The 9,686-nt window shown below is 65.9% G+C and carries 7 protein-coding genes and 1 pseudogene; all 8 read right to left on the bottom strand.

Annotation, left to right across the window (positions count from 1 at the left end; genetic code table 11):
• Positions 1–2,050 (bottom strand): 3-hydroxyacyl-CoA dehydrogenase/enoyl-CoA hydratase family protein (locus JMF90_RS10860; protein WP_201325099.1); only part of this gene is annotated, 2,050 nt, incomplete at its 3' end.
• Between the two features lie 118 nt (positions 2,051–2,168).
• Positions 2,169–3,956 (bottom strand): acyl-CoA dehydrogenase C-terminal domain-containing protein, encoded by a 1,788-nt coding sequence (locus JMF90_RS10855; RefSeq protein WP_006485746.1) that lies wholly within the window; start codon positions 3,954–3,956, stop codon positions 2,169–2,171.
• A gap of 58 nt (positions 3,957–4,014) precedes the next feature.
• Positions 4,015–4,614, bottom strand: coding sequence for a TetR/AcrR family transcriptional regulator (locus JMF90_RS10850; RefSeq protein WP_006477846.1), 600 nt, complete (start codon positions 4,612–4,614; stop codon positions 4,015–4,017).
• Positions 4,615–4,813: 199 nt separating this feature from the next.
• Positions 4,814–6,088 carry a cardiolipin synthase ClsB gene (gene clsB / locus JMF90_RS10845; protein WP_011546182.1) on the bottom strand — a complete coding sequence of 425 codons (1,275 nt, stop codon included), beginning with the start codon at positions 6,086–6,088 and terminating at the stop codon, positions 4,814–4,816.
• Complete coding sequence (gene nudB, locus JMF90_RS10840) at positions 6,085–6,579, bottom strand: dihydroneopterin triphosphate diphosphatase (protein WP_011546183.1); 495 nt, start codon at positions 6,577–6,579, stop codon at positions 6,085–6,087. The genes clsB and nudB overlap by 4 nt, the downstream gene beginning before the upstream one ends.
• 158 nt (positions 6,580–6,737) lie before the next feature.
• Positions 6,738–8,540 carry an aspartate--tRNA ligase gene (gene aspS / locus JMF90_RS10835; RefSeq protein WP_011546184.1) on the bottom strand — a complete coding sequence of 601 codons (1,803 nt, stop codon included), beginning with the start codon at positions 8,538–8,540 and terminating at the stop codon, positions 6,738–6,740.
• 67 nt (positions 8,541–8,607) lie between these two features.
• Positions 8,608–9,257 (bottom strand): annotated as a pseudogene (locus tag JMF90_RS10830) (DUF502 domain-containing protein).
• A gap of 61 nt (positions 9,258–9,318) precedes the next feature.
• Positions 9,319–9,672, bottom strand: a complete 354-nt coding sequence (locus JMF90_RS10825) for an FmdB family zinc ribbon protein (protein ID WP_011546185.1) — start codon at positions 9,670–9,672, stop codon at positions 9,319–9,321.
• Positions 9,673–9,686 lie beyond the last annotated feature (14 nt).

The raw sequence follows: 9,686 nt of genomic DNA, 5'->3' as shown, positions 1-9,686 counted from the left end.
AGCCCATCGCCCGTGCGTCGTGCGCGGACGCCGACACCTTCGCCATCGCCGCGTTCTCGAACGACTTCGTGACGAACTTCAGGATGTCGGTGGTCGCGTTCGCGGCCGTCGCGGCGTCCGCCGCGCGCAGCGCCGCTTCCTTCAGGCCGCCGCCGGCCGGCACGAGGCCGACGCCCACTTCGACGAGGCCGATGTAGCTCTCGACGTGCACGACGCGCTTCGCGCTGTGCAGCATCAGCTCGCACCCGCCGCCGAGCGCGATGCCCGACACGGCTGCCACGACCGGCACGTTCGCGTACTTCACGCGCAGCATGCCTTCCTGGAACTTCTTCACGAACGGCTCGATGCCCTTCGCGCCGCCCATCATGAACGCGGGCATCGCCTCCTCGAGGTTCGCGCCGGCCGAGAACGGGCCGCCCGGCGTGCCGAGCTTCAGCGACGTCGGCTGCCAGATCACCACGCCCTTGTAGTCCTTCTCCGCGAGCTCGATCGCCTGCACGAGGCCGTCGATCACGCTCGGTCCGATCGTGTTCATCTTCGACTTGAACGACACGATCACGACGTCGTCTTCACCGGCACGATCGTCGACCCACGCGCGCACCGCGTCGGTTTCGAACAGCGTCTTGCCGTACGTCTTCGGATCGGCGCCCGCTTCGCCCAGCAGCGGCGCGCGGAACACCTGCTTGCGGTACACGGCCAGGTCCGAACGCGGCACGAAGCGCTTCGATGCCGGTGCCCACGAGCCTTCGGCCGTGTGCACGCCGCCCTGCTCGGCGACCGGGCCCTCGAGCACCCACGACGGCAGCGGCACGTTCGCGAGCGCCTTGCCGGCCGCGATGTCTTCCTGCACCCACTCGGCGACCTGCTTCCAGCCGGCCGCCTGCCAGCCTTCGAACGGGCCTTCGTTCCAGCCGAAGCCCCAGCGGATCGCGAGGTCGACGTCGCGCGCGTTGTCGGCGATCGACTCGAGATGCACGCCGATGTAGTGGAACACGTCGCGGAAGATCGACCACAGGAACTGCGCGTGCGGATGATCCGTCTCGCGCAGCAGCTTCAGGCGTTCCGCCGGCGGGCGCTTCAGGATGCGGCCGACCGTTTCGTCCGCCTTCGCGCCCGAATCGACGTAGCTGCCCGTCTTCGCGTCGAGTACCTTGATCGCCTTGCCTTCCTTCTTGTAGAACCCGCCGCCCGTCTTCTGGCCGAGCGCGCCCTGCTTCACCAGTTCGGCGAGCACGGCGGGCGTCTGGTAGACCGGGAAGAACGGATCGTCGGCGAGGTTGTCCTGCATCGTCTTGATCACGTGCGCCATCGTGTCGAGGCCGACCACGTCCGCGGTGCGGAACGTCGCCGACTTCGCGCGGCCGAGGCGGCTGCCGGTCAGATCGTCGACTTCGTCGAAGCGCAGGCCGAACTTCGCGGCCTCGGTGATCACCGCGAGGATCGAGAAGATGCCGACGCGGTTCGCGATGAAGTTCGGCGTGTCCTTCGCGCGCACGACGCCCTTGCCGACGACGCTCGTCAGGAAGGTTTCGAGCTGGTCGAGGATTTCCGGACGCGTATGCGCGGTCGGGATCAGCTCGACGAGGTGCATGTAGCGCGGCGGGTTGAAGAAGTGCACGCCGCAGAAGCGCGCCTTCAACTCGTCCGAGAAACCTTCGGACAGCTTCGTGATCGACAGGCCCGACGTGTTGGTCGCGAAGATCGCGTTCGGCGCGATGTGCGGCGCGACCTTCTTGTACAGGTCGTGTTTCCAGTCCATCCGCTCGGCGATCGCTTCGATCACGACGTCGCATTCGGCGAGCTTCGCGATGTCGTCTTCGTAGTTCGCCGCCTCGAGGTACTTCGCATCGTCCTTCACGCCGAACGGCGCGGGCGACAGCTTCTTCAGGTTTTCGATCGCCTTCAGCGCAATCGCGTTTTTCGGGCCTTCCTTGGCCGGCAGGTCGAACAGCAGCACCGGCACGCGCGCGTTGACGAGATGCGCGGCGATCTGCGCGCCCATCACGCCGGCGCCCAGCACGGCGACCTTGCGAATCAGGAAATTGCTCACGGGATGTCTCCGGATAGTGTCGTGCAGCGCGGAATGTGAGGGCTGCACGGCGAAGTGAGTACCAGGAATCGTTGCGTTCGGGCGGCGCGGCACGCGGCGCGCACCGCCCGGACTCGCGTCAGAACAGCGATTCGTCGACTTCCATCAGCGTCTTCGAACCGGCGCGCGCGGCACGGATCGTCGATGCCGTTTCGGGCAGCAGACGCGCGAAGTAGAAGCGGGCGGTGGCGAGCTTCGACTTGTAGAACGGATCGCCCGACGCTTCCTTGTCGAGGGCGAGGCGCGCCATGCGCGCCCAGAAGTACGAGAACACCAGGTGGCCGACGGTACGCAGGTACGGCACGGCGGCCGCGCCGACTTCGTCCGGGTTCTGCATCGCCTTCATGCCGATTTCCATCGTCAGCTTCTGCACCTTTTCACCGATGTCGGCGAGCGGGTTGATGAACTCGGCCATCTCCGGCTTCACGCCTTCGGCTTCCGCGAATTCGGTGACAAGCTTGCCGAACTTCTTCAGCTTCGCGCCCATGTCGCCGAGCACCTTGCGGCCCAGCAGGTCGAGCGACTGGATCGAGTTCGTGCCTTCGTAGATCATGTTGATCCGCGCGTCGCGCACGTACTGCTCCATGCCCCACTCGGAGATGAAGCCATGGCCGCCGTAGATCTGCATCGCGTGGTTGGTCGACTCGAACGCGTTGTCGGTCAGGAACGCCTTGATGATCGGCGTGAGCAGCGCGACGAGGTCGGCCGCTTCCTTGCGCACCGCTTCGTCGGCGTGCGACAGCTCCTTGTCGATCTGCAGCGCGGACCAGTACGTGAATGCGCGCGCGCCTTCGGCGTAGGCCTTCTGCGTGAGCAGCATGCGGCGCACGTCCGGATGCACGATGATCGGGTCGGCCGGCTTGTCCGGCGCCTTCGGGCCCGTCAGCGAGCGCATCTGCAGGCGTTCCTTCGCGTACGTCAGCGAGTTCTGGTATGCGACTTCCGTGAGGCCGAGACCCTGCATGCCGACGCCGAGGCGTGCGGCATTCATCATCACGAACATCGCGTTCAAGCCCTTGTTCGGCTCGCCGACCATCCAGCCCTTCGCGCCGTCGAGGTTCATCACGCACGTCGAGTTGCCGTGGATGCCCATCTTGTGCTCGATCGAGCCGCACTTGATGCCGTTGCGCTCGCCCGGCTCGCCCGCGGCGTCCGGAATGAACTTCGGCACGATGAACAGCGAGATCCCCTTCGTGCCTTGCGGCGCGTCCGGCAGGCGCGCGAGCACGAGGTGGATGATGTTCTTCGACATGTCGTGCTCGCCGCTCGAGATGAAGATCTTCGTGCCGCTGATCGAGTACGAGCCGTCGCCGTTCGGTTCGGCCTTGGTGCGCAGGATGCCGAGGTCGGTGCCGCAGTGCGGCTCGGTCAGGCACATCGTGCCCGTCCATTCGCCCGACACCAGCTTCGGCAGGTATTGCTGCTGCAGTTCCGGCGCGCCGTGCGCGTGCAGGCATTCGTACGCGCCGTGCGACAGGCCCGGATACATCGTCCACGCCTGGTTCGCCGAGTTCAGCATTTCGTAGAGTGCGTTGTTCACGAACGCGGGCAGGCCCTGGCCGCCGTAGTCCGGATCGCAGCCGAGCGCCGGCCAGCCGGCCTCGACGTACTGCTGGTAGGCTTCCTTGAAGCCGGTCGGGGTCTTCACGACGCCGTCGCCTTCATACGTGCAGCCTTCGCGGTCACCGACCTGGTTCAGCGGGAACAGTACCTCGGAGCAGAACTTGCCCGCTTCCTCGAGGACCTGGTTGATCGTGTCGGCGTCGAGGTCCGCATGCTTGGGCATTTGCTTGACTTCGGCTTCGACGTTCAGAAGCTCGTGCAACACGAATTGCATGTCGCGCAGCGGCGCGGCGTACTGTCCCATGACTCTCTCCAAAGGTGGGCAAAACGGCTCGAGCTCCTGGCGGGCGGGTCACGCGCCGCTAACGGCTCTCGCTCTGATACGAAACAATCGTCTTTTCCAGCGCGGCCCACGTGAGGCGCACGGCGTCCGGCGAATGCAGGAAGCGTGCGTCGTGATGCAGGCCGAGCGTGAAGCTGTACAACTCGAAGAGCATCAGTTCCGGATCCGTATCCGCACGCAGATGCCCCTCTTCCATCGCCTGCGAAATGGCGCGCAGCAACGCGGCACGCCAGGCGGTCACGCTCGCGATCAACTGCTCGCGCACGGGGCTGTCCGGCCGGTCGTCGTACTCCACTGCGCCGCTGATGTAGATGCACCCGGTCGTCACCTCCTGGATGCGCTTCTCGATCCAGCGCGCCAGCATCGCCCGAAGACGCGGCAGACCGCGCGACTCGCGCAGGCTCGGAAAGAACACCTCGTTCTCGAAACGATGGTGGTACTCGCGGACGACCTCGACCTGCAGGTCCTCGCGCGATCCGAAGTGCGCGAACACGCCGCTCTTGCTCATCTGCATGCGCTCGGCCAGCAGGCCGATCGTCAGCCCCTCCAGCCCGTCACGGCTGGCAAGGTCCAAAGCAGCTTCAAGTATCGCGGCACGCGTCTGTTCGCCTTTTCGCATAGCTATTTCTGTAACCGTTCGGGGGTTCGAATAAAATCGAACGGCCGTACTATTATTGAGTGCGGCCGCTCGCGAAACAAGGAAATTATTAGAAACCGGTGTCTAACCGAGCCGCTATTTTGCGCGATTCCGGCGGGACCGGAGCGGCTTTTCCGCACGAACGTGCGGACAGATTTTTGAAGCGAATACTTAGTCGGCGTCAGTCGTAACCGCCGACCGTCAGCGCCTTCATCACGAGGCGGTACGTGGTGTACGCCAGCCAGTTCAGCAGCCGTTCGATGCGCGGGCGGGCGGCATAGTGCGCGGCGTCGATCTCCCGCCCTTCGGCGAACGCGGTGGCGATCGCGTCGCGCAACTGATTCGTCACTGCATCGTAGCGCACCAGCACGACGTTCGCTTCATTGTTCAGCATCAGGCTCAGCGCGTCCAGATTCGACGAGCCGACCGTCGCCCAGTTGTCGTCGATCACGGCGACCTTGCCGTGCAGGATCGTCTTGTCGTATTCGGCCACGCGCACGCCCGCGCGCAACAGCGAGTGATACAGGAACGGCACGGCCGTATCGAGCGCCGTGAACTCCTTGCGGCCGATCAGCACCTGCACGTCGACGCCGCGCCGTGCCGCGCCCGTCAGCGCGCGGCGCAGCTTGCGGCCCGGCATGAAATACGGATTCGCGAGCAGGATGCGCTGGCGCGCCTGGCCGATCGCCGCGAGATAGGCCTTCTCGATCGCGCGGCGGTTCACGACGTTGTCGCGCGCGACGAACGCGACGCTCGGCTCCGTCACGACCCGCAGCGCGCCGGCCTTGATCCATCGATGGCTGCGCATCCAGCGCCGGAACATGTCGGGGAACGCTTCGCCGCCGTGCAGCCCGGCCGCGTACTGCGCATACGGCTTGTGGCCGAACTGGATCCGGTGCCACTGCAGCTCGAACGCGGCGCGCACGTCGGACACCGCGGGCCCGGCCATCTCGACCGCGAAATCCCAGCGCGGAAACGGCAGCGTCGCGCTGCCCTGCGTGTAGTCGTCGACGATGTTGATGCCGCCGCAGAACGCGGTCGTCTGATCGATCACCGCAAGCTTGCGGTGCGTGCGCGAGAAGCCGAAGCGGCCGAACAGGAAGCGATTGTAGATGCAGTGCTCGACGCCGGCTTCGCCCCATGTGTCGAACAGCGGCAGGCGCGCGGTGCCGATGCCGTCGGTGATCACCCGCACGCGCACGCCGCGCTGCGCCGCGCGGATCAGCGCGTCCGACACCGGGCGGCCGGCCGCGTCGTCGCAGAAGATGTAGGTTTCGAGCATCACCTGCTCGCGGGCGGCGTCGATCCGCTCGATCAGCGCGTGGAAGAATTCGCCGCCGGTTTCGCACAGCCGCACCGTGTTGCCGGCCGTAAACGCGAGCCGCGACGCGGAGCCGCGCTCCTGCAGGAACATCTGCCGCAATTGCGCGAAGCGCTTGCGGGTCTCCGCATTCATGCGGACGAGCCGTGCGGCGCACGCGCGAGGGCCACGCGTGCGGGCAATTGCAGGATCGCCTCGGCGTTCGATGGCGAGAAGCAGCGCGCGGCCGCCTCGCGGAACGGCAGCCACGCATGGTCGACATGCTCGCGCGGCGACAGCGTCACGTCGACGCGATGCGGCACGCACAGGCCGAACCAGTGCTCGACGTTGCGCGTGACGCCCGGCGCATAGCGATGCAGGTATTGCGGATAGATCGTGTACTCGATCCGGTGATGCCAGTCGACGAGCGCGCTGGCCGGCACGTCCGGCGTGCCGACCGCGATGCCGGTTTCCTCGGCCACTTCACGCGCGGCGGTGAGCGCGAGCGGCTCGTCGAGCGTGTCCTTCGAGCCGGTGACCGATTGCCAGAAATCGGGCTGGTCGGCACGCTTGATCACGAGCACATCGAGGTCGGGCGTGTAGATCACGACGAGAACGGATTCGGGGATTTTCGGCGGCTTCGTCATCTTTGTTTCATGCGGCACAGGGCCGTGCGCCGGGCCTGCGCCCGAACGTGCGGCAAGTGCTGCGACTGTACCGCAAAAAATGAAAAAGGCGCATCACTGCGCCTTTTTCAGGGTGCCGTGCGTGCGTGACCGCACACACGACCGGGGGCGAAAGCGCGTTACGCCTTCGGCTGCTCCGGCTGACGCAGACGGATGTGCAGCTCGCGCAGCTGACGCTCGTCGACCGGGCTCGGCGCCTGCGTGAGCAGATCCTGCGCACGCTGCGTCTTCGGGAACGCGATCACGTCGCGGATCGAATCGGCACCGGCCATCATCGTGACGATGCGGTCGAGACCGAATGCGATACCGCCGTGCGGCGGCGCGCCGTACTGCAGCGCGTCCAGCAGGAAGCCGAACTTCAGTTGCGCTTCTTCCGCACCGATCTTCAGCGCGCGGAACACCTTGCTCTGCACTTCCTCGCGGTGGATACGCACCGAGCCGCCGCCGATTTCCCAGCCGTTCAGCACCATGTCGTAGGCCTTCGCGAGGCAACGGCCCGGGTCGGTCTCGAGATACTCGAGGTGCTCGTCCTTCGGGCTCGTAAACGGATGGTGTGCTGCGACGTAGCGCGCATCTTCGTCGTCGTATTCGAACATCGGGAAGTCGACGACCCACAGCGGCTTCCAGCCGGCCTGGACCAGACCGTTCGCCTTGCCGAATTCCGAATGGCCGATCTTCAGGCGCAGCGCGCCAAGGCTGTCGTTGACGACCTTCGCGCGGTCGGCCGCGAAGAAGATGATGTCGCCGTCTTCGGCGCCGGTGCGCTCGAGGATCGCCGCGATCGACGCGTCGTGCAGGTTCTTGACGATCGGGCTTTGCAGGCCGTCGCGGCCCTTCGCCTTCTCGTTGACCTTGATCCACGCGAGGCCCTTCGCGCCGTAGATCCGCACGAATTCCGTGTAGCCGTCGATGTCGCCGCGCGACAGCTCGCCGCCCTTCGGCACGCGCAGCGCCGCGACCCGGCCGTCCTTCGCGTTGGCCGGCGTGCTGAACACCTTGAAGTCGACGTCCTTCATCGCGTCGGTCAGCTCGGTGAATTCGAGCTGCACGCGCAGGTCCGGCTTGTCCGAACCGAAACGCGCCATCGCTTCCGAGTACGGCATCACCGGGAATTTCGCGTCGAGCTCGACGTCGATCGTCGTCTTGAAGATGTGACGGATCATGTCCTCGAACAGGTCACGGATTTCCTGCTCGCCGAGGAACGACGTCTCGCAGTCGATCTGCGTGAATTCCGGCTGACGGTCCGCGCGGAGATCCTCGTCGCGGAAGCACTTGGTGATCTGGTAGTAACGGTCGAAGTTCGCGACCATCAGCAGCTGCTTGAACAGCTGCGGCGACTGCGGTAGCGCGAAGAACTGGCCGGCGTTCACGCGCGACGGCACGAGGTAGTCGCGCGCGCCTTCCGGCGTGCTCTTCGTCAGCATCGGCGTCTCGATGTCGATGAAGCCCTGCTCGTCGAGGTACTTGCGCGCCTCGATCGCGACGCGGTAGCGCAGGCGCAGGTTGTGCTGCATCTGCGGGCGACGCAGGTCGAGCACGCGGTGCGTGAGACGCGTCGTTTCCGACAGGTTGTCGTCGTCGAGCTGGAACGGCGGCGTGACCGACGCGTTCAGCACGTTCAGTTCGTGGCACAGCACTTCGATCCTGCCGCTCTTCAGGCCGGCGTTGACCGTGCCGTCCGGACGGTTGCGCACGAGGCCCTTGATCTGCACGCAGAACTCGTTGCGCACGCCTTCGGCGGTCGCGAACATCTCCGCGCGATCCGGGTCGCACACCACCTGCACGAGGCCTTCACGATCGCGCAGGTCGATGAAGATCACACCGCCGTGATCGCGGCGGCGCTGCACCCAGCCGCACAGCGACACGGTTTGGCCCAGCAGGTGTTCGGTCACGAGACCGCAGTATTCAGTACGCATCGACATGATGTTTGCTTTCGTTCGGTTTGATCAACGGGCGCCGCAACGCGCGGCCCGGGCGATGATTCTTTACTTACAGCGGCGGCTCGACGGGACGGCGGGCGGGCGCCGGAGCAGGCGCCGAAGGCGCCACGACGCCCATCGAGACGATGTACTTGAGCGCGGCATCGACCGACATGTCGAGTTCGATGACTTCGCTCTTCGGCAGCATCAGGAAGAAACCCGACGTCGGGTTCGGCGTCGTGGGCACGTACACGCTCACGTACTCTTCCGTCAGATGGTTGACCACGTCGCCGCCGGGCGTGCCGGTCAGAAACGCGATCGTATACGAGCCGCGGCGCGGGTATTCGATCAGCAGCGCCTTGCGGAACGCGTTGCCGCTGCTCGACAGCAGCGTGTCCGATACCTGCTTGACGCTCGTGTAGATCGGCCCGACGACCGGGATGTGGCGTACCACCGCGTTCCACCACGTGACGAGCTTCTGGCCGATGAAGTTCTGCGTGGCCAGCCCGACGACGAAGATGAACGCGAGCGTCAGCACCGCGCCGATACCGGCAGGTGGAAGCCGAGCATCCGCTCGGGCTGCCACGATTCGGGCAGCAGGAGCAGCGTCTGGTCCATCGTGCCGATGATGAGGCCGAGCACCCACAGCGTGATCGCGAGCGGGACGAGAACCAGCAAGCCGGTCAGGAACACCGTTTTCAGGGTCGTCTTTTTCATCATCTGCCGTCAATGAACCGCGCCTGCGGCGCGAGTGGGTCGCGACCCGGCCGGGCCGCGACGGTCAACTGCCGGCGGCGGGCGTCGCGGCCGGAGCCGGCGCGGCGCTCGTCGTCGTGGTGCTGCCCGAACTGCTCGCCGCAGCCGGCGCGGCCGCGGCGGGTGCGGCTTCCGCCGCGGGTGCTGCCGGCGCCGCGTCGCCCGACGCCGTCGCCGGTGCGCTGGCGCCGCCCGAGCCGCCGCGGAAATCGGTGACATACCACCCCGAGCCCTTCAGCTGGAAACCGGCGGCGGTCACCTGTTTGCGAAAAGCATCCTTCCCGCATTCAGGACATTGCGTCAGCGGCGCGTCGCTCATCTTCTGGAGCACGTCCTTCGCGAAACCGCACGCTTCGCATCGATAGGCGTAGATCGGCATGATATTTTTCCCGC

Origin of the sequence: Burkholderia sp. E168m23, assembly GCF_016586125.1 — a bacterium.
In the GTDB taxonomy this organism is placed as follows: domain Bacteria; phylum Pseudomonadota; class Gammaproteobacteria; order Burkholderiales; family Burkholderiaceae; genus Burkholderia; species Burkholderia orbicola.
Note: the sequence above shows the minus strand (reverse complement) of the source record. Positions and strands in the feature narration are given on the sequence as shown.

Coding starts and splice junctions, on each gene's coding strand:
- JMF90_RS10850 (WP_006477846.1), bottom strand. CDS start 4,614: ATGCGAAAAGGCGAACAGACGCGTGCCGCGATACTTGAAGCTGCTTTG.
- nudB (WP_011546183.1), bottom strand. CDS start 6,579: ATGACGAAGCCGCCGAAAATCCCCGAATCCGTTCTCGTCGTGATCTAC.
- JMF90_RS10855 (WP_006485746.1), bottom strand. CDS start 3,956: ATGGGACAGTACGCCGCGCCGCTGCGCGACATGCAATTCGTGTTGCAC.
- aspS (WP_011546184.1), bottom strand. CDS start 8,540: ATGTCGATGCGTACTGAATACTGCGGTCTCGTGACCGAACACCTGCTG.
- clsB (WP_011546182.1), bottom strand. CDS start 6,088: ATGAATGCGGAGACCCGCAAGCGCTTCGCGCAATTGCGGCAGATGTTC.
- JMF90_RS10825 (WP_011546185.1), bottom strand. CDS start 9,672: ATGCCGATCTACGCCTATCGATGCGAAGCGTGCGGTTTCGCGAAGGAC.